The organism is Turicibacter sanguinis, from assembly GCF_013046825.1.
Taxonomy (GTDB): domain Bacteria; phylum Bacillota_I; class Bacilli_A; order MOL361; family Turicibacteraceae; genus Turicibacter; species Turicibacter sanguinis.
Genome location: NZ_CP053187.1, coordinates 1,892,076 through 1,914,934 on the forward strand (window position 1 = coordinate 1,892,076; position 22,859 = coordinate 1,914,934).

A 22,859-nucleotide genomic window follows, 5' to 3' on the forward strand; every position below is an offset into this window, starting at 1 on the left:
GGAGGAATTGATCATGAAAAGAAAATTATTAGGGTTAGTAATGTCAGTTTGTTTAGGATTTTTATTAGTTGCATGTGGTAATGAAGTGGGAAGTGATTCGGTTATTAAGTTAGGAATTAATGGCGAAGTTAATTCCATTTGGAAAAGTGTTCAAAGTCGTCTTGCAGAAGAAGGGATTATCCTTGAGTTTGTGACTTTTAGTGATTATAACTTACCAAATACCGCACTAGCCGATGGAGAAATTGATGCGAATGCTTTTCAAACAATCGCATTTTTTGAAGAATTTAAAAGCAATCATAACTTAGATCTAACATCAATTGGATATACCGTTTTAGCCCCAATGGGAATTTACTCATCGCAATTAACGGATGTAGCACAATTACAAGAGGGAGATAAAGTGTCAATTCCAAATGATGCTTCAAATGGTGGTCGAGCTCTATTATTACTTCAAGATGCAGGTTTAATTACATTAAAAGAAGGAGTGGGGATTACGCCAACGGTGAAAGATATCATTGCCAATCCTAAAAAGTTAGAAATCGTTGAATTAGTTGCTCAACAATTACCGCGTTCATTTGAGGATGTGGCAGTCGCAGTCATTAATAATGGGGTCGCTGTTCAAGCTGGCTTATCACCACTTGATGATTCGATTTATGTTGAGAATACAGAAAGTGAAACGGTTGTAAATTACTACAATATCATTGCGGTTCGGACAGAGGATCAGGATAAAGAAGCATTAAAACGTTTAGTGGAAGTCTATCAAACGGAAGAAACTAAAAAAGCTATAGAAGAAGAATACAAAGGGGCATCGATTCCAGCATTTTAGTGAATAGGAGAGAGAACGTATGGAAAATCAAATTCGTCAATTTATAAAGGAACAAGAAGCTTATTTTATCAACCTGAGTCATCAAATCCATGAACATCCTGAAATTGCAAACGAGGAATATTTTGCGTGTGAGTTGTTAACGAATGTTTTAAAAGAAAGAGGATTTGATGTAAAGACAAATATTGCGGGGCATGAAACAGGATTTGTGTCACGATATATTGCTAAAAAACCTGGTCCGGTGATTGGTTTTTTAGCTGAGTATGATGCTTTAGCGGGACTTGGGCATGGATGTGGTCATAATATTATTGGGGTAAGTAGTGTATTAGCTGCTTGCAGTTTAGCACCTTTATTAGAATTAACTGGAGGAGAAGTCATTGTTTTTGGGACACCGGCTGAAGAAGGTGGAAATAATGGGAGTGCGAAAGCTTCGTTTGTTAGAGCGGGATTGTTTGATGATGTAGATGCTTGTATGATGATTCATCCAGGTAATAAAACAGCAATAACAACTAGCTCTTTAGCCAATCATCCCATTGAGTTTGAATTCTTTGGACGTCCCGCTCATGCAGCAGGATGTCCGGAGAAAGGAATTAATGCATTAGATGCCATGATTTTATTTTTTAGTGGGGTGAATGCTTTAAGACAACATGTAACATCTGATGTTAGAATTCATGGAATTATTACACACGGAGGAGATGCACCTAATATTATTCCAGAGTATACGAAAGCGAGATTTTATGTTCGTGCCAATACGATTGCAACCTGTGAAGAAATCACGAATAAGGTCATTCAAATAGCGAAAGGTGCGGCATTGAGTACAGGGTGTGAGGTGAAATATAATACGTATCAAAATATTGTGGAAGATTTAATTGTGTATCCCTTATTTAATGAATTATTTAAAAAGATTGCAACTGAAGTGGGATTGATTGTAGAGGACATCAATCCTAATGAATCAAAAGGTTCAACCGATGCTGGGAATGTCAGTCATGTCATTCCAACGATTCATCCATCTGTAAAAATCTGTGACTCTGAGGTAGTGACTCATACTGAGGAATTTAAGCAGGCAGCGATTTCTAAACAGGGGGATGAAGGGTTGCTTCAAAGCACAGAAATTTTAGCTCGAATAGGATTACGATTATTAAGTGATGGTGAGTTGTTAGCACAAATTAAAGAGGAGTTTGAGTTGAATAAAGTGAGATAACATCAAAAGTTGAATTTATAGTTATATCACTAAAGCACTTGAATATAATAAAGTGATTTAATAATTATAAATTTGAAGATGAGGTGAGAGGATGGGCACTTTTTTCGAACAGTTTGGTAAGAAGGTTACTCAAACAAGTCAAGATGCGATGAAAAAGACAAAAGAATTTGCGGAAATCGCAAAATTAAACACACAGATTAGTGACGAAGAAAAACGATTAAATAAAATATATATGAATTTAGGTCGCTTATATTATCAACTTTATGGAAATCAACCTAGTTTGGAATTTAAAGATTTATGTCTAGCAATTGAAGGAAGTTTAAAGAATGTTGAGCATTATGAGGTAATGGTTAATGAATTAAGAGGGATTAAACGTTGTGAATCTTGTGGGACAGAAATGCCGATTGATTCAACGTTTTGTCAAACGTGTGGAAGTCGCTTAAATGAAGAAAGAGGAAGTGTCGTTGCTGTTGTTTGTGCTAAATGTGGAATGGAAAATGGAGCACAAGCTACATCTTGTATTGGTTGTGGACAACCTTTATAAAAGAAAAATCCCCGGTGATACCTTTCACCGGGGATTTTTCTATATTACCATTGGAATTCTTTCCAATCTTCCGCGTATTTAGAGAATAATTCGTTAACTGCTTTACCAATTTCAGCGTATTCTTCATCTTTTAAGTTAGCTAAGGAAACACGGATTGACCAAGATGGCCCTTCGAATCCACTACCGTTTAATAAGACGATACTGTATCGATCGGCTAATTCGAATAAGAATTCTAATGGGTTACGTTTTTCTTTTAAGTATTTAACGAACTCCTCACCGTATTTTAATTTTGCCCAAACAAGAAGGTCAATTTCATTGTAGTATGACGTACTATATGGATCTTCTTTATAAGATAAGTTATCAAAGTTATCATATAGTAAATGTTTACGACGACGGCAAATTTCTTTCGTTTGTTCTTTATAAACATTTTCTTTATCTAATAAGGCAAAGATAGAGAAGATTGCCATTTGGACCTGACAAGGAGTGGATAATCCAGCAGTGTGGTTAAGTGCAACCTGACGGCTATCTGCTACGATACGATCGATAAATGGAATATTATCTGGATCAGTTGTTAAGGCGCCATAACGTTCACGTAAAATATCTTTTTCATCTTCTGGTAATTTGTTGATTAAGTGATTGAAGACATTGTCTTTTTCTAATGCGATAACCCCTAAACGCCAACCAGTGACACCGAAGTATTTAGAGTACGAATAAACTCCTAATGTGTTGTAAGGAAGGGTACACATTAATGATTTGAAATCGTTAGAGAATGTACCATATACGTCATCGGTAACAATCATTAAATCTGGATTTTGACGTTGTACGACTGATTTTAAGTAATACATAGACTCTTCGTTGATTGCAACTGACGGTGGATTACTTGGGTTAACAACACAAGCTAATTTGATGCTAGTATCTGCTAATTTATCTAACTCTTCTTGCGGATATTGCCAAGTATGACGGCCTTCTTCACTAATTTCTGAAGCATAAATTTTTACGATATCGAAATGATAACGAGGTAAGTTAGCAATTTCTACATAAGGGGTAAAGATTGGAACGAATAAGGCGATTTTATCTCCTGGAGATAAAATGCGGTTGGCAATTAGTGAGTCGAAGATATAGCACATTGCGGCTGTACCACCTTCAACAGCGTATAATTGGTGAGTAGATGTTTCGGGATTCCCACCCATTTCTTTAATCACATAATCTTTCACAACTTGTTCGATATGGATTAACATACGATCAGGAACTGGGTAGTTGTCACCGATAATAGCATCAACTAATTCAAATACCCAAGAATCTGGATCAAATCCTTTATCTTTAATACCATATTCAATGATGTTAGATAGTAATTCAATACCAGGAGCATCTTTATGATTTCTTACATAAGAGGTGAATCGCTCATAAATTCCTGGTTTTTCAGGCATACCAGCTAAATCTTTTTCATGCCAAGTACGTTGTGTTTCTTCAACGGCGAATTGTCCAAGAGTGAAGAAGGCTTGACGTGGAGTGGCAGCTGTCCAGTTAGGATTTCCGCGTCCTGCATTGAGCATAATACGGACACCTTTTTGTTCAGATTGTTTAGCCATATGAATTAACTCATCTTTTAATTCAAATGGGCTTAAGTGTTGTACTCTTTCAATGATATCATTGATTTTTTTACGCTTAACTTCAGCTCGTGTAGTCATACAAAACTTCCTTTCAAATTTTGTTTCAAGATATTAATAAGGTTAGGAGAAGAAAATAATAACCAAGGATCCCCAAACAGTTAATAAGATATTACCAACAGCGTAAGGAACGGTGTATCCAAGTACGGGTGCATTACTTTCAGCTTTCTCAGTAATAGCCCCAATTGCCGCTGTTGTTGTTAAAGCTCCTGCAGTTGCTCCTAGAGCAATTGGAGCTGAAAATTTGAATACATATTTTCCAAGAAAAATTCCCGCGAATGTTGGAATAAGTGTCACCACCACACCTGCTAAGAAGAAACTGATCCCTGATGATCTTAAACCAGAAACGAACCCTGGACCGGCATTAATACCGACAACAGCAACGAAAGCAGCAAGACCAACATTACTTAAGAACCAAGCAGTTCCTTTTGGAATACGACCAATGGTCGGACGACGAGAATGAATTAGTCCAAAGATTAATCCCATAATCAAAGCCCCACCACTTGTAGATAAGCTGATTCCAACATGGCCAATCGTGAGCGCCGGTATCCCAATTAATCCACCAATTAAAATCCCTAAACCAACGAAAATCATATCCGTTTCATCTGAATCACGTGCTGGTTTTCCGATTTTGTACGCTAAAGCTTCTACATCATCAACAGGTCCTGTTAGTGTAATCACATCTTTCTTTTTAATAACTGTTTCGTTATTATAAGGGATTTCATCTCCTGTACTTTGAAGTTTAGAGATAAAAACACCACGTGTTAAAGTGTTGTGACGAACCTCACTAATTGATTTTCCAGTAATTTCACTATCTTTAACATAAACAGCCACTGTTTCAGTTGGAAAGTTAATTAACGTATAGTCTGAAATTTCTTGCCCAATCTCTAGAAGGTTAATTTTAGAGACATCTCGTTCTTTAAAAGAAAATGCAACGCGATCATTTTTTTGGATAATTTCATCCTCATTTGGTCTGAAGACATCATTCCCACGTTTCATTCTCACCATAAATAGACGAATACCTTCTGTGGCAAGTTTGTGTTCAACTGCTTTTACAGTTTGTCCAATGTAGCAATCATCAATGATATAAGCGCGATAATCGACATCTCCTGCACGCGAATTTAAAAGTTTTCCTTCAAGTGCATCTTTAGACGCATTATCGATTTTTCGACTTTCTTCAGCTAAATCAACTCCATAAATTTTTGGACCCAGTGTTGAAAGAACAAAAGCGCATCCGATGGTACCAAAAATGTAAGTGACGGCGTAACCGACTGGAACGAAATCACTCATGGATTTAATATCAGCAGCTGAGACTGATAGCTGACTAATCGAATCTTGAGCAACCCCGATAACAGCAGATTGAGTTAAAGCTCCCGCTGCGAGCCCTGCGGCTTGTCCAGCGTTGTAATGAAGGATTTTTCCAACGATAATTGTTGAAATGAGTCCAATTACGCAGACGATAACTGAAAAAATAACTTGTGGAATTCCGTCTTTTTTGAGCCCTTTAAAAAATTGAGGTCCTGCATTATAACCTAGAGCAAATAAGAAAAGAAGGAAGAAAACTGATTTTACAGTGGCATCAATCGTGATGTTTAATTGCCCGATGATAACCCCTGTTACTAATACCCCAGTAACGGAACCGATTTTAAAGGTACCGATTTGGATTTTTCCTACTGCGTATCCAATGGCTAGCGTTAAAAAAAGCGTTAGTTCTGGATGTGAGCGTAATGCATCGATAAACCATGTCATAGTAACTACCTCATTTACTAGATTTTTAAAAATGACAATAATATTATTATCTGTGCTAGTAAATTTATGCTGTCTTTTAAGGATTCCCAACAATTTACTACCCAATGTTTGGTTTAAATTTGAAAATCAATATAAACTAATAAAGATATAATTTTAAAAAAGAGGTGTTTAAATGAATTTTTATTTAATGCCACATCCACCGATTATTATTCCCGCTATTGGAAAAGGGGAAGAATTAAAGCTTTATAAAACGACATTAGCCTGCAATCAAATTGCCGAGGAAATATCAAAGCTTAAACCTCAAACCATCATTATCATTACTCCCCACGGGCCGATGTTTTCAGATGCCATTTGTATTTTAGATGATGAAAAAATAGAAGGTGACTTATCGCAATTTCAATGTCATGATGTGAAGATGAGTCTAACATTCGACCGGGAGTTAAATGAATTAATTTTGAATTTAAGTCAAAACAGAAATATTCCAGTTGTCTCAGTTGATCAACATCTTTTAAAAATGTATCATCGTCGATTTCAACTAGATCACGGAGTTGTTGTTCCTCTTTACTTTATAAATGAGCAATATCGAGACTATCAATTAGTTCATATTACTTATGCTCCATTAAAAGATCGTCAACTTTATGAATTTGGAATGGTTTTACAAGAAGCAGTCAAACAATTAGACCGACAGGTTGTCATGATTGCGAGTGGTGATTTATCACATAAATTAAAAGAAGCAAACATGAAGTATGGCGAAGAGTTTGATCGCCAGTTTTTAAACCACCTAAAAAAAGGTGAGCTTTTAGAGCTTTTTGAATTAGATAAAGAAGTGGTCTACCAGGTGGCAGAGTGTGGATTACGCTCGATGAAAATTATGAGTGGTGCCATGGATGGTGGAAAGTATGAAGGTAATGTGTTAGCTTATCAATGTCCTTTTGGTGTCGGTTATGGAACGGTAAAGTTTAATTATTTAGGAGTAGGGATAAAAGGATTAAAATATATTGAGAAAAAGCCTAAAATTAAGGCAGTATCGATTTTACAGAAAGAAAATCCCTATGTTTATGTTGCACGTAAAGCGTTAGAGGATTATTTTCAACAAACTAAAACGCTGTTAACACAGGAAGATTTACCGAGTGAAATGTTTGTTAAACGGCAAGGTGTGTTTGTTTCCTTAAAAAAACAGGGTCAATTACGTGGTTGTATTGGAACCATTTTTCCAACAACTGATTGTGTAGCAACAGAAATTGTAAGAAATGCGATTGCAGCGGCAACACAAGATCCTCGTTTTATGCCAGTTGAGGAAGAGGAATTAACCGAGTTAAAGGTTTCCGTTGATGTCTTAACCGAGCCTATTTCTTGTTCTAAAGAAATGTTGAATCCTAAAAAATATGGGGTCATTGTTAGCTGTGGAATGAAAAAAGGGGTATTATTACCTGACTTAGAGGGGATTGAAACAGTCGAGGAACAACTATCAATTGCCTGTCGTAAAGCGGGGATTGGTGAAACTGAATCTTATGAAATTGAACGATTTGAAGTGATTCGCTATCAAGAAGGTGATTAAGATGGATGCTCCTGTTTTGTTTTATAAAGGAAAAAAAGATTTAATTCAGTGCGAATTATGTTCACATCTTTGCATTTTATCGGAAGGAAAGTGGGGGAGGTGTAAAGTTCGGACGGTTCATGATGGACAATTAATTGCAACTAATTTTGGTAAAGTTACCTCAGCAGCTTTTGATCCGATTGAAAAGAAACCCTTGTATCATTTCATGCCAGGGACTTGTATTTTATCGATTGGAAGTTTTGGATGTAATATGACCTGTTCTTTTTGTCAAAATTATGAGATTTCACAACATCAACCTCATTCAAAGACTTTACCGGTTGAACAGTTATGCCAGATTCTTTCTGAACAACCCAATCATGTTGGCGTCGCGTTTACCTATAATGAACCTTTCATGTGGTATGAGTATGTCTATGAAGCCGCTAAAAAAATTAAACAAACAATGCCACATCAAAAAATTGTGATGGTCACGAATGGCTATATAAATCAATCGCCATTAATGAAGTTATTACCGTACATTGATGCCATGAATATTGATTTAAAAGGATATACCAATCAGTATTACCGTAAAATTTGTGGAGCAAAATTAAACCCAGTTCTTGAAACCATTAAGCTAGTAGCGAATAAAGTACATCTTGAAATTACAACGTTGCTAGTGAGTGATGAGAATGATTCACTTGAGGAAGTCAAGGAAATTGCAAAATTTATTGCCAGTATTAATCCTAATATTCCGTTTCATTTAAGTCGATATTTTCCCAAATATAAATTAAATCATCAAGCAACGGAAATAGAGGTGTTAATAAAGGCGAAAGCGATTGCTCGAAATTATTTGAATTATGTTTATATTGGTAATGTTGCTAATCTCAATCAAAATACTTACTGTCCCGATTGTCAGGAGTTGTTGATTGAGAGAAATTTATATGAAAGCAAAGTTTTTTTAACTGAACCCAAGTGTCCAACCTGTGGAGCAAAAATTGAAATGATATTAACTTAAAAACTAAATATTGTTAAAAAAAGTGTGTTATTTTTGACTTTTTCTCAAGAAGAAGATAAAATATTTTTTGTCTTGAGAGGAGAGATATTTATGATGAAAAAATTGGTTAATACCGCTTTTACTTACACAGTAGTTGCGTTAGTTTGTGGGGTTATTTATCGTGAGTTCACAAAAATGGTAGGATTCACAGGCCAAACGAATTTATCATTATTACATACCCACTTATTTACACTTGGAATGTTATTTTTCTTAGTGGTGTTAGCTTTAGAAGCAATCTTTAAAGTAAGTGAGCAAAAAATGTTCAAGTGGTTCTTTATTATTTATAATATTGGATTAGTTTTATCAGCAATGATGATGGCTGTTCGTGGATTTTTACAAGTTCAAGGAACAGAATTATCAAAAGCATTAAACGCTTCAATTTCTGGTATCTCTGGGATTGGACATATTGGTTTAGGGGTTGGATTAGCTTTATTCTTTATTGTTTTAAAACGAAGTGTAGCGACAAAATAAAAAAAGTGATGCAAATCTCATTTGCATCACTTTTTTTATGAAGATAAAGCCGTTCTGGGTGGATAATTGGTTTTATCTTTTGATAAAACGATATGAACAATCATTGAAATGATCCCACTTATTAATAAGAATGAATAAAAGCTAATTCCACGACATAATAACATAGCTGGAACTAATAGATGGCTTGCAAAAAATAATTTAAAGACACTCATAAAGGCATTTTCTGAAGCTCCGACTGCACCTGGTAAGGGAATAGAGGAAACAGCTAATGAAACGAGTGCTTGTAAGGAAATAATTTCAAGCATAGTATATGTATTTAAATGAAAGGCTTTGTAGACGAAAAATGGAACAAGATAAGTGGCAGTTAGTTGAATCGTTGTTGTCAATACAATTTGAAGTAGTAAAAGGGGTTGCGTTTTAATGTAAGCTGCGCCTTTTGTATATTCTAAAACGAGTGTTTCTAGTTTTTGACGGGTTGCTTCAACATTTTTTAGAAGTTTCATTTTGGCCAATAAGGTCGTTAAAAAATTAATTAACTGATAAATGAATTTTTTAGAAAACATTGCCATCAAAATTGCAGTCGTTAAAATTAAATTAATAGAGACACTAAAGATTAAGAAATATTTAATTCCATTTAAGTTAGTCATGAGAAAGTCATGATTGACTAAAAAGAGAATTCCACCATATAACATCATGACAATTTGATAAACGACGGTAATAATTAATAAATTTAAGGAAGAGTAAGAAAGATTAATTTTTGCTTTACTCATATAAAACATTTGAGCGGGTTGGCCTCCAGATGAAGAGGGGGTAATCGAACTAAAGTAGAATCCTACGAAAGCAAACCCTAAACATTTAAGATATGAAACCTTTTGTTTTAAAGCTTTCATAATGGAAAAAGTATTCATTGCTTCGCATGCCACAAAAATAAACATCATAGCAAGTCCTAATAGAATGTAAAATGGATTCACCGTTTTGAGTGCTTGGAGAAGCGAACTGATGGATTGATCTTTGAAAATGAAATAACTTGTCAAACCCATTAGGAGTATCATAAATAAAAGACTTAAAGATTGCTTTGTTTTACTATTCATAAAGAACTCCTTTCTAGTGTAATGAAGTGATAACCTTGTTGTTTTAAATGTGGAAGTGTTGTTTTTAATGCCTCAAGCATACGTTTTGGGGCTAAAGGATCGGCATAGGCGCCATGTCCTGAATCATGTAAACATAAGATAGAGGAGTCATTAATTGAATTCAAAATTTTATTTTGAAGAATTAAGCTCATACTATTGTAATCCCAATCGTTAACCATTAAATTCCATAATATCATGGTTAAATCGTGTTTTTTTACAAAGTAATAGGTGAAAAGATTCGTATGTCCCCACGGGGGACGGTAATAATGAGATTTTACACCGATTTCTTCCATGATTTCAAGGCTTTTAGAGAAATCTTTTTTAGTATAAATGTAACTATAAAACCAAGCGTTTCGATGATTTAATGAATGAAGGGCAATCGTATGTCCCTCCATTTGCATACGTCGTACTAATTCAGGGTGTTGCAAAGCATGATCAGCGACGACGAAAAAGGTTGCTTTAATTTGATGTTGTTTCAATAAATCTAATAGTTTTGGGGTATACAAAGGGTTGGGGCCATCATCGAATGTTAGCATAATTCCTTTTTTTGGTGTCGATTTTATCACATTTTTATTAATCATCTTATTATAATATGTTGGTAAAATAGAGTGGATCATAAACAAAATGATTAAAATTGTAGAAAATAGTTTCATGATGCATACGCTCCTAACTGTACAGATAAAATAATCTCTTCTAATGCATTTTTATCAAATTGTTTTTTTAATTGTTGCATGTTGCGTTTAATCTCATCTAAAGCCTTTGCATCATAAATAAGATTAGAAACCATTTCAATATAATCTGTTTGCTTTTTTTGAATGACATGTCCAAGGCAATGAAGTGAAATAAAGTTCGCGTTATTTACTTCCTGTTGTAAAAATGGTTCAAAGACAAGCAACGGAATTTCAGAATTAATCGCCTCAAATACCGTGATTCCACCTGGTTTAGAAATCATTAAATCAGCTTCTTGCATAAATTTATATACCTGGTCCGTAAATCCAATGACCTCAATATTTTGGTATTTATTATGCAATAAATTAAAAAGACGCTTGTTTTTCCCGGTAATTACCGTTGTTTTAACATGATTTAATTGATTTAGTGCTTCATAAAAAGATTCGGATTTGGGTAAGAGACCAAGACCACCTCCCATAATTAATAATTTCTTTTCATAGCTGTGACTATTTTTAAATGAAGACTCAATCGGTTCATTGAATTCGCGCTTAACAGGGATCCCGATGACTTGTATTTGACTGGCATGCACGCCTTTATTAATAAGGTCCATTTTGATAGAAAGAGAAGCAACTAAATAATAGGTTGTATTTTCATTAATCCATTCACAGTGACTACTTACATCAGTGATACAGGTAACAAAGGGAATTCTTTTTTTCGATTTTTTATCATAGTGAGACAATAACTGAGAACAAAACGGAACGGTTGAAATAATTAAAGTTGGATTTAATTCATTTATTAATTGCTGAAGAGAACGTGAAAAGTAGTCCACTAAAATAGGTTTTTGATTAATTTCCCCTTTTTCTGACAAACGATAGAAAAAGTTATAGCAAGTACTGGCTCGATTAATTAATAAATTAAAACTTTTATACAGGATATTTGAAACTCTGGGAGCTGAATATTCAAAAAAATCAACAATTGAAATTGAAGCATTTGGAAATTTTTGTTGAATTTGCTGTTCGATTGAATGCGAAGCAGAATAATGTCCCATTCCAAATTTAGCAGTTAAAATTAATATTTTCATTTGACATTCTCCTTTTTCCTTTTCATACGAGTATTATAAAAGTTAAATCTTTAGAATTAAGGAGAAAAAGTCTTAAGAAATTTTAAAGATTCTCTAATCAAACCTTAAGAATTAAGGTGATAATTCGAGATTAATGCATATTGTAATAAAAGTATGGATGATTGTCATACTATATATAAATAGAAATATCATTCATCATTTTATCATTCGTCTTAGTATTCAAACTTTTTTGAATACTAAGACGAATGATAGTCGAGGGGTCATTTTACAATAGAATTTAAAATCGTGTGGGTCACTTTAGTAGTGAGTATAGTAAGATTCCTACGCTAGTAGGATATAACATCCTCGATGGTTACGGAAAATAAAAAATTTTTAAGTGTCAAACATTTATCTAGAGTTATAGATAAAGATTATTTTTTTAAAGGAGGGATATGGTGAGGGATATTAACTCTTACATCACAACCATAAAAAATCAGATTGAGAAAAACCACGATGAGATTTTGTCATTAAGTCATGAAATTCATGATAACCCTGAAATTGGGAATCAAGAGGTAAAGGCTTGTAAATGGCTAACCGATTTATTAATCAAGCATGGATTTGAAGTGAAGGTTAATATTGCGACTCATCCGACGGGTTTTATTGCACGTAAAAAAGGGCAGAATAAAGGGCCTGTTATTGGATTATTAGCTGAATACGATGCTTTAAAGGGCTTAGGTCACGCGTGTGGACATAATATTATCGCGATGACGAGTGTAGCGGCAGGGATTGCACTTGCCCAAATCATCGATCAAACAGGTGGAGAAATTGTGGTGTTTGGAACGCCGGCTGAAGAGGGTGGACCTCATGGGAATGCAAAAGCCTCTTATGTTGCGGCCAATTTGTTTGAAGGTGTTGATGTTTGTATGATGATTCATCCTTTTCATACAACAGCTAAAACCCAGCCGACACTCGCGATTGTTCCGATTGAATTTGAGTTTTTTGGAAAAGCTTCTCATGCAGCCTCTGCACCTGAACAAGGGGTTAATGCCTTAGATGCTATGATTTTGTTTTATAACGGTGTTAACGCACTTCGTCAACAAAGTCCACGTGATGTTTTATATCATGGGATTATTACTCATGGCGGTGAAGCACCTAATATTATTCCAGATTATACAAAAGCAAGTTTTTATATTCGAGCTGCGCATCACGAAACTTGTTTAATTTATAAAGAAAAGATTTTACACATCGGAAAAGGTTGCGCTGAAGCAACAGGATGCGAGTTTAAGTATAATGATGATTTTAATCAAGTTCATGAGATGTTAATCTGTGATCGATTTGAACAGTTATTTATTGAAGAAGCAAAGAGATTAGGGTTAGAAGTTAAGTTAGAAGGTGCTAAAAGCATTGGTTCAACGGATGCCGGAAATGTGAGCCAAGTGGTTCCAACGATTCACCCAACACTTAAAATTTGTGACGAGTCCATTACGATTCATACCCAACACTTTAAAGAAGCTGCTATTTCAAAAGTAGGAGATCAAGCTATCTTAGATGGAGCATTGATTTTAGCTTCGATTGGGCTTCGATTATTAACAGAAGAATCGTTATTAAATGAGATAAAAAATGAATTTGAACAACTAAAATCGTTAAAGAGTCTAGTCAACTAAAGACTCTTTTTTAGTTTGTTTGTCATAATTGTAGGTTTTTTTTGAGTATACTATAGTAAAAAAAGGGGGAATTGTAGTGGAAAAAATGGTGCACAGTTTAATTGAGTTAATTGGACATACTCCGTTGTTAGAATTATGTCAGTACAATCAGCAAGAAGGAGTTTTGGCTTCTATTGTTGCTAAACTTGAGTATTTCAATCCTGCAGGAAGTGTAAAAGACCGCATTGCTTATTCGATGGTATTAGCAGCAGAGGAGGAAGGGAGATTAAGTAAAGACTCAGTTATTATTGAACCAACCAGTGGGAATACTGGGATTGGATTGGCTTTTGTTTGTGCAGCTAGAGGGTATCAACTAACTTTAGTCATGCCAGAAACAATGAGTCTTGAAAGACGTCATTTACTAAAGGCACTAGGTGCAAATTTAGTTTTAACAAAAGGCAGTGACGGAATGAAGGGCGCTATCGCTAAAGCAAATGAATTATGTGCTAGCACACCTAGAGGAATTATTTTACAACAGTTTGAAAATTCAGCTAATCCGTGCATTCATAAGCAAACGACCGCACTTGAGATTTGGGATGATTTAGAAGGGAATGTTGATGTGTTTGTAGCAGGGGTTGGGACGGGGGGAACGATTACCGGTATTGGTGAAGTTTTGAAACAGAAAAATCCCGATATTAAAATTATTGCTGTTGAGCCGAAAAGTTCGCCTGTTTTATCAGGAGGAAAACCAGGACCTCATAAGATTCAAGGAATTGGAGCAGGCTTTGTTCCTAAAATTTTAAATGAATCGATTATCGACGACATTGTGCAAGTTAGCGATGAGGATGCTATTGCAACATCGCGAAAGTTAGCCAAATCAGAAGGATTATTAGTTGGTATTTCATCAGGAGCAGCGATTTTTGCAGCGACTGAGCTAGCAAAACAAGAAGCATTTGCATTTAAACGAATTGTTGTTTTATGTCCGGATACAGGAGAGAGATATTTATCAACAGGTCTTTATGAACTGTAATGAAAAAAGACGACTTTCACGTTTTAGTGAAAATCGTCTTTTTTACTTTATAGAACGTTAATGACACGACGGTTAATTACGGTAGTTGCTTTTTTGGGGAAGATAATAGTTAAGGTATCCTGATTGAGCCTAGCTGTAATTTTATTACTTTCAACATCGCCTAAATTGAATGTTTGAGAAAAAGAGCTAGATTGATAACTTTGAGCCCCATCTTGCGTTGCCTGATATTCTTGTTTAACTGTTAAAATTAAGAGTTGATCTTCAACCACAAGTTGAATGTTTTCTCTTTTTAAATTAGGAAGAGTTAGCGTAAAGATGTATTCTGAACCTTGATCGATGAAAGAGGTGTTGTTCATTGTATTAAAGCTTGATTGAAATGAATTGAACATCATATTTTCCATCTGATTAAAAAGATCAAAAAAACCATTACCACTAGAAACTTGATTAGTCTGATTTTTAAAAGGTGTCAAATTAAACATAAAAATGCCTCCTTTTTAGCTGTTTTAGATTTTCTTCTTATTATATGTGTGATTGCCTCGAAATGTGCTCTATGATTAGACGTTAATTTATGCTAACATTAAAGAGGTCTAATATTTTATTATATGGTGATAAAAATGAATATTGTGGAGATTGCAAAGTTAGCCGGCGTTTCTAAATCGACGGTTTCAAGATATTTAAATGATGGCTATGTCAGCGAAGATGCCAGTACGAAAATTAAAGAAGTGATTGAAAAAACAGGATTTGTTCCAAAACGTCAAGCACAAATTATGAGAACACAAAAAACAAATTTAATCGGTGTTATTGTTCCTAAAATCAGTACTGAAACGGCAGCCCGCGTTGTTGAGGGAGTGACTAAAGAGTTAAGTAAGTATGGTTATGAAGTGTTGATTGGAAATTGTGAGTTATCGATTGAAAAAGAAATGGACTATTTAAAAGTATTTCGTAGTTATCAAGTCGATGGTATTATTTTCATGGCAACAGAAATAACACCTAAGCATTATGAGTTGATGGATCAACTTAATGTCCCGATTGTGGTTTTAGCACAAAGAGTTGAAAATTATCCATGTATTATTCACGATGACTATCATGCGAGCCGAGATGCTGTTAGGTTTCTTTTAGAAAAAGGCCATGAATCAATTGGATTTATTGGAGTAGGTGAATATGACGTGGCAGTTGGGGTTGAGCGTAAGAGAGGATATAAAGATGAGTTAATGGCTCAAGGAATAGCAATTGATGAGAATTTAATTCAAATTGGTGATTTCTCTCAGCAAAGTGGGTATCGTTTAGCAAAAGAGTTAATGGAGTTAAAGCGTCGACCGACTGCTATTTTCGCGGTAACTGATCATTTGGCCATTGGATGTATGGAGTATCTAAAAGAAGCGGGATATAAAATTCCTGAGGATATTTCTGTGATGGGACTTGGTGATACACAAATTGCAGGATTAGTTACGCCTAAATTAACAACCATTCATTATTATTTTCAAACGTTAGGCGTTAGAGGAGCTAAGTTATTAGTTGATTATATTCAACAAGGGAAATCATCTACTAAAAATTGTGAAAGCAATTTTATTTTTACGTATAGACTTATTGAAAGAGATAGTGTATAATAATCTTCGAAATGGAGATTATTATTTTTTATCCGCGGTGGGAACGTTCCCTTAAGGTAGGGATCAGTTAATATAGTTTATTTTGCTCCAAGCAATGAGTAAGCGCAAATATTTTTATTAGAGAATGTGGGAACGTTCTCTCATTCTTTTGTAAAATAAGAAAGCGTGTTCTAAGAGTGAATGAGTAAGATAAAAGAGTTAATCAAAGCTATAAGAGAATCGTTTTATGAAAATATTAATCTTATGAGACCTATCATGGGGTCGATCTAATCTTTAAGATAATGTCCCGAATAAATGATTATCTTAAAGTAGAGCTTGTAAATATGAAATTTGAGGAGGAGTACTCAATGGCAAATTAAAATTATGCTGAAGTAGCAAAAGCTATCCTTTCTGCTATTGGTGGAGCAGAGAATGTTAATAGTGCTGCACATTGTGCAACACGTTTACGTTTAGTTTTAAAAGATGAATCAAAGGTTGATCAAGCTGCGATTGAAAAAATGGATATTGTAAAAGGTGTATTTTCAACGGCTGGACAGTTCCAAATTATTATTGGACAAGGGACAGTTAATCGCGTTTATGCAGAATTAGCATCACTTGCTGGAATTCAAGAAATGAGTACGGCGGATGTTAAAGATGCTGCGATGGAAAAATTAAATCCTTTCCAACGTTTCTGCCGTATGTTATCAAACATTTTCGTTCCAATTATTCCTGCAATTGTAGCCGCTGGATTATTAATGGGAATTTTAGGAGTTGTTGATAAAGTTGGTTTAGGACATTTAAAAGAAGAATGGTGGTTCATGTTATTAGATATGTTCTCATCAGCAGCTTTTAACTTCTTACCAATTTTAATTGCAATCTCTGCAGCAAAACAATTCAAGTGTAATCCTTACTTAGCAGCAACAATCGGGGGAATTATGATTCACCCTGCTTTACAAAATGCTTGGACACAAGGGACAGGATATGAAACAGTTAGTGTTATGGGATTATTTGATATGCCATTACTTGGATACCAAGGAACTGTTTTACCAATCTTAATTGTGATCTTTGTTATGTCTTATGTTGAGAAATATACTCGTAAATTCGTACCTAAGATGTTAGATATTTTATTAACTCCATTAATTACAGTCCTAGTAACTGGATTCTTAGCTTTAGTAGTTATCGGACCAATCGCTAACACAGTAGGTGGAGCAATCTCAACATTCTTCACGTATGCCCTAAATAACTTTGGAATCTTCGCAGGATTATTATTAGGTGGAACTTATTCATCAGTTGTTATCACTGGGATTCACCATAGTTTCCATGCTGTTGAATTAGAGTTAATTGGAAATACTGGATTCAATCCATTATTACCAATCTGGGCAATGGCAAACGTGGCACAAGGTGGGGCAGCATTCGCAGTTTACTTTATGACTAAAAATGCTAAAACAAAAGCAATCGCTTTACCATCGGCAGTTAGTTGCTTATTCGGTGTAACAGAAGCAGCAATCTTCGGTGTAAATATGAAGTATGGTCGTCCATTTATCGGGGCAGCAATTGGTGGTGCTTTAGGTGGAGCATATGTTGTGATGACTAAAGTATTATTTACAGCTGTTGGTGTAACTGGATTACCAGCCTTAGCTATCACTGCACCAGGAACAATGTTAAATTATTTAATCGCAATGGGAATTGCACTTGCAGGTGCATTTATTGCAACATGGATTCTTGGAATTAAAGAAGAAAACTAATATTTAAATATTGAGATCAAAGATGAATAATGGGAGTTTCCCACTATTCAGTTTTGCGTATATAAAGAAAAGGAGAACGGTATCATGAAAAAAGTCATTGCAATCGGAGAAGCATTAATTGATTTTATTCCACAACAAAAAGGAGTCGCTTTAAAAGACGTTGAAGGATTTGTGCGTGTTCCAGGAGGAGCACCATTAAATGTGGCAGCAGCCGTTGCAAAATTAGGTGGTCGTGCACAAATGTTAACCAAGTTAGGGGTAGATGGATTTGGAGATGCCATCTTAGAAGAAGTTAAACCTTTAGGTGTTGATGTGTCACGCATTAGTCGTACAAATGAGGCGAATACAGCTTTAGCATTTGTATCATTAAAAGAAGATGGAGAGCGTGATTTCTCATTCTATCGAAATCCAAGTGCAGATATGTTATTAAGTGCTGAAGAAATTTGTGAAGAAGATTTTGAAGAAGGAATTATCTTACACTTCTGTTCAGTAAGCCTAATTGATGCTCCAATTAAAGAGGCACATAAAAAAGCGATTGAATATACAACGAAGCATAATGGAATCATCAGTTTCGATCCAAATGTTCGCTTACCTTTATGGAAAACACCAGAAGCTTGCCGTCAAGCTATTTTAGAATTCTTACCATTATCAAATATCGTGAAAATTAGTGATGAGGAATTAGAATTTATCACAGGAATTAAAGACGAACAAGAAGCACTAAAATCATTATTTGTTGGTCAAGTTGAAGTTGTCATCTATACGAAGGGGACGGAGGGTGCAGAATTTATTACGAAAGAACGTAATATTTCAGTTCCATCATTTAAGGTAAAAGCAGAAGATACGACTGGGGCAGGAGACTCTTATATCGGATCATTCTTATATCAAGTTTCAAAAGCAGCGACAAACTTAGAAGAATTAGTGAATTTAGATGAAGCTAAAGTAGTAGAAATCTTAACGTTTTCAGCCGCAACAGCAGCACTAACAGTTTCTAAAAAAGGTGCAATTGCAGCCTTACCAACAACAGAAGCAGTCATTGAAATGATGAATCGCTAAGCTATAAAAAATGGGAGGCTAGAGCATGATGACAAAAGAGCAGTTTATTAAAGAAATTGAAGCCCACAAACACGAAGTAATGAATAAAGTTGCAACGGATGCTTGGCGCAATAAGTATCATATTATGGCCCCAATGGGATGGATTAATGATCCGAATGGATTATGTTATTTTAAAGGTTTATACCATGTGTTTTATCAATACTCTCCACTTGATGCAAAGGGTGGCTTAAAATTTTGGGGACATTATACATCGCCAGATATGGTAAATTGGACAGAGCATGAAATTGCCTTATATCCAGATATTGCGGCAGATGTTGATGGAGTTTATTCGGGTTCAGCCATTATTCATAATGATGAAATGTACTTATTTTATACAGGGAATGTTAAACATGAGGGGAATCATGATTACATCTTAACAGGACGTGAACAAAATGTAATTATGGTTAAATCAAGTGATGGATTTAACTTTTCAGAAAAACAAGTTTTATTAACAAATGAAGATTATCCTAAAAATATGGGCCTTCATGTTCGTGATCCAAAAGTTTGGGAAGAAGATGGAATGTTCTACATGGTTTTAGGAGCTCGTTCTGTTGACGATAAAGGATATGTTTTACTATACCAATCAACTAATTTAGCGGATTGGAAATTATTAAGCGTTCCTGCTGGTGGACTTGATGACATGGGATTCATGTGGGAGTGTCCAGATACATTCAAGTTAGAAGGTAAAGATGTTTTTATGTTCTCACCACAAGGAATAGACGCTAAAGGATTAAAATTCCATAATGTTTATCAAAGTGGATATGCGATTGGTTCATTTGATGAATCTAAACATGTTTTAAATCTAGGAGAATTTGATGAGCTAGATCGCGGATTTGATTTTTATGCGCCACAAACATTTATTAATCATGATGGACGTGTGATTATGTATGGTTGGGCAGGTGTTCCGGATGCAATTGAACATAGGAATCCAACGATTGAAAATGAATGGCAACATTGTTTAACCCTTCCACGTCAACTTGTCTTAAAAGGTGATAAAATTTATCAATTACCTGTTGACGAACTAAAAGCGATGCGTCAATCAGAAATTGCCATGAATAATTTATCTTTAGGTGAAAAGAAGGAAATTGAATTATTCGAAAACTATGCTTTTGAATTAAACTTAGAATTTACTAACTCAACGAAATTTAGACTTACACTTCGTGAAGATTTAAAATTATCTTATGAAAATGGTATTTTTACATTAGCGTTAGGTGAAAGTGGATATGGGCGTGATGAACGTTCGGTTGCGGTTGACACGATTGAAAATCTTCATATTTATTCCGATCATTCAATCGTAGAAGTTTATTTAAATAATGGAGCAGAAGTCTTTACAACTCGTATTTATAATAAGGAAGTTGATCAAAACTTAGTTCTTGAAGGTGAAGGGCAAGTTAATCTTGTAAAATGGCAATTATAATGTAAAAAAGAGAAATCACATGTGATTTCTCTTTTTTTACACATACCTAACTAACAAATTAACATAATGATATAAAATATGGAAATTATACTTTAGTAAAATTCTAAACGTGTTATAATGATAGAAATAGCTTTGATATGGGAGAGAGAGTATGAAAAAGGACGCTAATTTTTACTTTAAACTATTTTATTCAACGTTTTGTTTGAGTGCTTTTACTTTTGGTGGTGGCTATGTCATTGTTCCATTAATGAGAAAGAAATTTGTTAATGAATTAGAGTGGTTAGATGAAAAAGAAATGCTCGATTTGACTGCAATTGCACAATCAGCACCAGGGGCAATGGCGGTTAATGCTGCCATTTTAGTTGGATATCGATTAGCTGGAATTTTAGGAGCATTTATCACTATCTTAGCGACAGTTTTACCACCTTTAATTATTTTATCGGTTATTTCAATGTTTTATCAATTGTTTAGAGAAAGTATTTTGGTGGGTGCATTGATGTTTGGAATGCAAGCAGCGATTGGAGCTGTTATTGTAGATGTTGTTTTTGGCATGGCAAATAATCTTGTGAAAGATAGTGGGAAAAAGATGATTTGGATGATGTTAATCGTTTTTATACTCAGTTATATTTTCAATGTGAATCTAATTTTAATTATCATCACATGTGCACTAATCGGAGCATTTTTAGTTCATAAACATAGAGAAACAAAGGGAGATGAGGTGACAGAATGATTTATCTAAAACTATTTCTTAGTTTTTTTCAAATAGGTCTATTTAGTTTTGGAGGAGGATATGCGGCATTACCTCTGATAGAGGAACAAGTTGTTGTACAAAATGGTTGGTTAAGTATGACGGGATTCACAGATATTATAACGATTTCGCAAATGACACCGGGTCCGATTGCAATTAATGCTGCAACCTTTGTTGGAATGCAAATTGCAGGACTTCTAGGAGCCATTATTGCAACAATGGGGTGTGTTTCTCCATCTTGTATCATTGTCTTAACCTTAGCCTTTTTATATCAGCGATACAAAGAATTACCGATTATAAAGGGGATTCTGTTCGGTTTACGTCCTGCCGTTGTCGCATTAATTGCTAGTGCAGGTGTATCCATTATTTGTTTATCTTTTTTTGGGGAGGAAATATGGCCACCGAATTTGAATCATCTTCAGGTGGTGTCTGTGATTCTTTTTATACTTAGTTTAATTGGACTTCGTAAGTTTAAGCTTAATCCGATTACGGTCATGCTTATAGCAGGAGGAATTTCCGTTATCCTACAATTCATTTAAAATAATAAAAAAGAACAAGTCATATGACTTGTTCTTTTTTATTACCTGAATTATATAATTAAGTCAGACAACTGGTAAACGTATTTAATGGTAATAAAAAAGACATAGATGGTACACTTAATTCATCGCCAAACAAATTAAGGAGTTTTCATCTATGTCTTATCATCATCTTAACATAAATCAGCTGACAAATATAGAGTCAAATTATTATTTAGGAGTTAACGCTCGTGAATGTGCACGTCGCATGAACATTGGAAAAGACAAAGTGTATCGCTATTATCGCTTATTCAAACAAGGATTAACAGTTGAAGAAATCTACTCCACTTACAAGCAAAATAAAAAGCGTTGTGGGAGAAAAGAACGTGTGTTATCAGAACAGAAGTTAAAGAATATTCATGAGTTATTAGGTCAAGGGTGGTCATTAGATGCTATCGCGGGTCGTGATAAGATCATGGATCACTCAGAAAGAGTCTCGACTAAAACATTATATAAGCTTGTTAAAAATGGAGTCATTGACGCTAAAAAGCTCCGTCGAAAAGGAAAGAATAACCCTAAAAATCACAAAGAAACACGTGGGAGAATTAATGATTGTAAAACCATTCATGAGCGAGATAAGCAGTATCCTAAAGCTTCGATGAATCAAGAATATGGGCACTTTGAAGGGGATACCATTGTCGGTAAGAATCGTGAATCAGCCATTGTCACTTTAGTTGAAAAGAAAAGTAAATATATCGTACTATTAAAAGCAAGTCGTAAGAGTCAAGATGTCAAAGATGCGACATTAAATTGGCTAAATGAACAAGTTGAAATCGACATCAAAACAATAACCTTTGATCGAGGAAAAGAGTTTTCTAGATGGAAAGAAATTGAACAAGAAAGCAAGATACCTCTTGAGATTTACTTTAGTGATCCAGGAGCACCAGGACAACGAGGATTGAATGAGAATTCAAATAGTATCGTTAGACAAGATCTACCGAAATCCACGGATTTATCCGTACATTCACAAAAGAAATTAAATGAAATTGCGATGAAATATAATCGTGTACCCAGAAGATCTTTAAACTATTACACACCAGAAGAAATCATGAAAAAAGCAACTGGATTAGATTCACTCCTTCCAATTGCTTAGTTTGTGATGAATAATTGTCTGATTTAAATTG

20 protein-coding genes and 1 pseudogene are annotated in these 22,859 nt (G+C 34.8%); 15 read left to right on the forward strand and 6 right to left on the reverse strand.

The annotated features are described in order from the left end of the window. Positions 1-13 precede the first annotated feature (13 nt). The 3 genes from HLK68_RS09140 to HLK68_RS09150 all read left to right on the forward strand — a co-directional run bounded on the left by HLK68_RS09140 (position 14) and on the right by HLK68_RS09150 (position 2,565). The gene (locus HLK68_RS09140) at positions 14-823 is read left to right on the forward strand and encodes a MetQ/NlpA family ABC transporter substrate-binding protein (protein WP_006784992.1); all 810 of its coding nucleotides are present in this window, start codon (positions 14-16) and stop codon (positions 821-823) included. A 19-nt stretch (positions 824-842) separates the two neighbouring features. Then, positions 843-2,021: a M20 family metallopeptidase gene (locus tag HLK68_RS09145; RefSeq protein WP_132942945.1), complete on the forward strand. Its 1,179-nt coding sequence runs from the start codon at positions 843-845 to the stop codon at positions 2,019-2,021. Between the two features lie 91 nt (positions 2,022-2,112). Continuing rightward, entirely contained in the window at positions 2,113-2,565 is a 453-nt protein-coding gene (locus HLK68_RS09150) for a zinc ribbon domain-containing protein (RefSeq protein WP_006784994.1), read from the forward strand. 44 nt (positions 2,566-2,609) lie between these two features. On the opposite strand, the gene aspD is transcribed toward HLK68_RS09150, so the two are convergent. Together aspD and aspT are read right to left on the reverse strand one after the other, a co-directional pair. Next, entirely contained in the window at positions 2,610-4,253 is a 1,644-nt protein-coding gene (aspD, locus tag HLK68_RS09155; protein ID WP_006784995.1) for an aspartate 4-decarboxylase, read from the reverse strand. Between the two features lie 42 nt (positions 4,254-4,295). Beyond that, positions 4,296-5,981, reverse strand: coding sequence for an aspartate-alanine antiporter (aspT, locus tag HLK68_RS09160; protein ID WP_006784996.1), 1,686 nt, complete (start codon positions 5,979-5,981; stop codon positions 4,296-4,298). 172 nt (positions 5,982-6,153) lie between these two features. Between aspT and amrA the strand changes: the two genes are divergently transcribed. The 3 genes from amrA (at position 6,154) to HLK68_RS09175 (ending at position 9,040) form a co-directional block, all read left to right on the forward strand. After that, positions 6,154-7,539: an AmmeMemoRadiSam system protein A gene (gene amrA, locus HLK68_RS09165; RefSeq protein WP_132942946.1), complete on the forward strand. Its 1,386-nt coding sequence runs from the start codon at positions 6,154-6,156 to the stop codon at positions 7,537-7,539. 1 nt (position 7,540) lies between these two features. Beyond that, a complete protein-coding gene (gene amrS, locus HLK68_RS09170) occupies positions 7,541-8,530 on the forward strand; it encodes an AmmeMemoRadiSam system radical SAM enzyme (RefSeq protein WP_006784998.1) in 990 nt (329 codons plus the stop codon). Positions 8,531-8,620: 90 nt separating this feature from the next. Further along, entirely contained in the window at positions 8,621-9,040 is a 420-nt protein-coding gene (locus tag HLK68_RS09175; RefSeq protein ID WP_006784999.1) for a DUF2871 domain-containing protein, read from the forward strand. A 35-nt stretch (positions 9,041-9,075) separates the two neighbouring features. Here HLK68_RS09175 and HLK68_RS09180 read toward each other — a convergent pair whose 3' ends face one another. The 3 genes from HLK68_RS09180 to HLK68_RS09190 are packed head-to-tail and all read right to left on the reverse strand — an operon-like array spanning position 9,076 to position 11,920. After that, the gene (locus HLK68_RS09180; RefSeq protein ID WP_006785000.1) at positions 9,076-10,131 is read right to left on the reverse strand and encodes a lysylphosphatidylglycerol synthase transmembrane domain-containing protein; all 1,056 of its coding nucleotides are present in this window, start codon (positions 10,129-10,131) and stop codon (positions 9,076-9,078) included. Continuing rightward, a complete protein-coding gene (locus HLK68_RS09185; RefSeq protein ID WP_132942947.1) occupies positions 10,128-10,823 on the reverse strand; it encodes a polysaccharide deacetylase family protein in 696 nt (231 codons plus the stop codon). The genes HLK68_RS09180 and HLK68_RS09185 overlap by 4 nt, the downstream gene beginning before the upstream one ends. After that, positions 10,820-11,920, reverse strand: a complete 1,101-nt coding sequence (locus tag HLK68_RS09190) for an MGDG synthase family glycosyltransferase (protein WP_006785002.1) — start codon at positions 11,918-11,920, stop codon at positions 10,820-10,822. The genes HLK68_RS09185 and HLK68_RS09190 overlap by 4 nt, the downstream gene beginning before the upstream one ends. Positions 11,921-12,351: 431 nt before the next feature. Here HLK68_RS09190 and HLK68_RS09195 point away from each other — a divergent pair, with 431 nt between their 5' ends. Next, a complete protein-coding gene (locus HLK68_RS09195) occupies positions 12,352-13,563 on the forward strand; it encodes a M20 family metallopeptidase (RefSeq protein WP_006785003.1) in 1,212 nt (403 codons plus the stop codon). Between the two features lie 76 nt (positions 13,564-13,639). Then, positions 13,640-14,572 carry a cysteine synthase A gene (gene cysK, locus HLK68_RS09200; RefSeq protein WP_269149571.1) on the forward strand — a complete coding sequence of 311 codons (933 nt, stop codon included), beginning with the start codon at positions 13,640-13,642 and terminating at the stop codon, positions 14,570-14,572. A gap of 47 nt (positions 14,573-14,619) precedes the next feature. Here the strand turns inward: cysK and HLK68_RS09205 are convergent, their stop codons facing one another. Continuing rightward, positions 14,620-15,051 (reverse strand): Hsp20/alpha crystallin family protein, encoded by a 432-nt coding sequence (locus tag HLK68_RS09205; RefSeq protein ID WP_006785005.1) that lies wholly within the window; start codon positions 15,049-15,051, stop codon positions 14,620-14,622. Positions 15,052-15,186: 135 nt separating this feature from the next. On the opposite strand from HLK68_RS09205, the gene HLK68_RS09210 reads away from it, so the two are divergent. From HLK68_RS09210 to HLK68_RS09240, 7 genes and pseudogenes are all read left to right on the forward strand, one after another. Further along, positions 15,187-16,179 (forward strand): LacI family DNA-binding transcriptional regulator, encoded by a 993-nt coding sequence (locus HLK68_RS09210; RefSeq protein ID WP_006785006.1) that lies wholly within the window; start codon positions 15,187-15,189, stop codon positions 16,177-16,179. Positions 16,180-16,550: 371 nt separating this feature from the next. After that, positions 16,551-17,903: pseudogene (locus HLK68_RS09215) on the forward strand (sucrose-specific PTS transporter subunit IIBC); the annotation flags it as partial. 84 nt (positions 17,904-17,987) lie between these two features. Further along, a complete protein-coding gene (locus HLK68_RS09220; RefSeq protein ID WP_006785008.1) occupies positions 17,988-18,956 on the forward strand; it encodes a carbohydrate kinase family protein in 969 nt (322 codons plus the stop codon). 25 nt (positions 18,957-18,981) lie between these two features. Next, entirely contained in the window at positions 18,982-20,412 is a 1,431-nt protein-coding gene (locus HLK68_RS09225; protein ID WP_132942949.1) for a glycoside hydrolase family 32 protein, read from the forward strand. A gap of 151 nt (positions 20,413-20,563) precedes the next feature. Beyond that, positions 20,564-21,142, forward strand: a complete 579-nt coding sequence (locus tag HLK68_RS09230; protein ID WP_006785010.1) for a chromate transporter — start codon at positions 20,564-20,566, stop codon at positions 21,140-21,142. Continuing rightward, positions 21,139-21,699 (forward strand): chromate transporter, encoded by a 561-nt coding sequence (locus HLK68_RS09235; RefSeq protein WP_006785011.1) that lies wholly within the window; start codon positions 21,139-21,141, stop codon positions 21,697-21,699. The genes HLK68_RS09230 and HLK68_RS09235 overlap by 4 nt, the downstream gene beginning before the upstream one ends. 154 nt (positions 21,700-21,853) lie before the next feature. Beyond that, positions 21,854-22,828: an IS30 family transposase gene (locus HLK68_RS09240; RefSeq protein WP_055164376.1), complete on the forward strand. Its 975-nt coding sequence runs from the start codon at positions 21,854-21,856 to the stop codon at positions 22,826-22,828. Positions 22,829-22,859 lie beyond the last annotated feature (31 nt).

Coding starts and splice junctions, on each gene's coding strand:
- HLK68_RS09140 (WP_006784992.1), top strand. CDS start 14: ATGAAAAGAAAATTATTAGGGTTAGTAATGTCAGTTTGTTTAGGATTT.
- HLK68_RS09145 (WP_132942945.1), top strand. CDS start 843: ATGGAAAATCAAATTCGTCAATTTATAAAGGAACAAGAAGCTTATTTT.
- HLK68_RS09150 (WP_006784994.1), top strand. CDS start 2,113: ATGGGCACTTTTTTCGAACAGTTTGGTAAGAAGGTTACTCAAACAAGT.
- aspD (WP_006784995.1), bottom strand. CDS start 4,253: ATGACTACACGAGCTGAAGTTAAGCGTAAAAAAATCAATGATATCATT.
- aspT (WP_006784996.1), bottom strand. CDS start 5,981: ATGACATGGTTTATCGATGCATTACGCTCACATCCAGAACTAACGCTT.
- amrA (WP_132942946.1), top strand. CDS start 6,154: ATGAATTTTTATTTAATGCCACATCCACCGATTATTATTCCCGCTATT.
- amrS (WP_006784998.1), top strand. CDS start 7,541: ATGGATGCTCCTGTTTTGTTTTATAAAGGAAAAAAAGATTTAATTCAG.
- HLK68_RS09175 (WP_006784999.1), top strand. CDS start 8,621: ATGATGAAAAAATTGGTTAATACCGCTTTTACTTACACAGTAGTTGCG.
- HLK68_RS09180 (WP_006785000.1), bottom strand. CDS start 10,131: ATGAATAGTAAAACAAAGCAATCTTTAAGTCTTTTATTTATGATACTC.
- HLK68_RS09185 (WP_132942947.1), bottom strand. CDS start 10,823: ATGAAACTATTTTCTACAATTTTAATCATTTTGTTTATGATCCACTCT.
- HLK68_RS09190 (WP_006785002.1), bottom strand. CDS start 11,920: ATGAAAATATTAATTTTAACTGCTAAATTTGGAATGGGACATTATTCT.
- HLK68_RS09195 (WP_006785003.1), top strand. CDS start 12,352: ATGGTGAGGGATATTAACTCTTACATCACAACCATAAAAAATCAGATT.
- HLK68_RS09205 (WP_006785005.1), bottom strand. CDS start 15,051: ATGTTTAATTTGACACCTTTTAAAAATCAGACTAATCAAGTTTCTAGT.
- HLK68_RS09210 (WP_006785006.1), top strand. CDS start 15,187: ATGAATATTGTGGAGATTGCAAAGTTAGCCGGCGTTTCTAAATCGACG.
- HLK68_RS09220 (WP_006785008.1), top strand. CDS start 17,988: ATGAAAAAAGTCATTGCAATCGGAGAAGCATTAATTGATTTTATTCCA.
- HLK68_RS09225 (WP_132942949.1), top strand. CDS start 18,982: ATGATGACAAAAGAGCAGTTTATTAAAGAAATTGAAGCCCACAAACAC.
- HLK68_RS09230 (WP_006785010.1), top strand. CDS start 20,564: ATGAAAAAGGACGCTAATTTTTACTTTAAACTATTTTATTCAACGTTT.
- HLK68_RS09235 (WP_006785011.1), top strand. CDS start 21,139: ATGATTTATCTAAAACTATTTCTTAGTTTTTTTCAAATAGGTCTATTT.
- HLK68_RS09240 (WP_055164376.1), top strand. CDS start 21,854: ATGTCTTATCATCATCTTAACATAAATCAGCTGACAAATATAGAGTCA.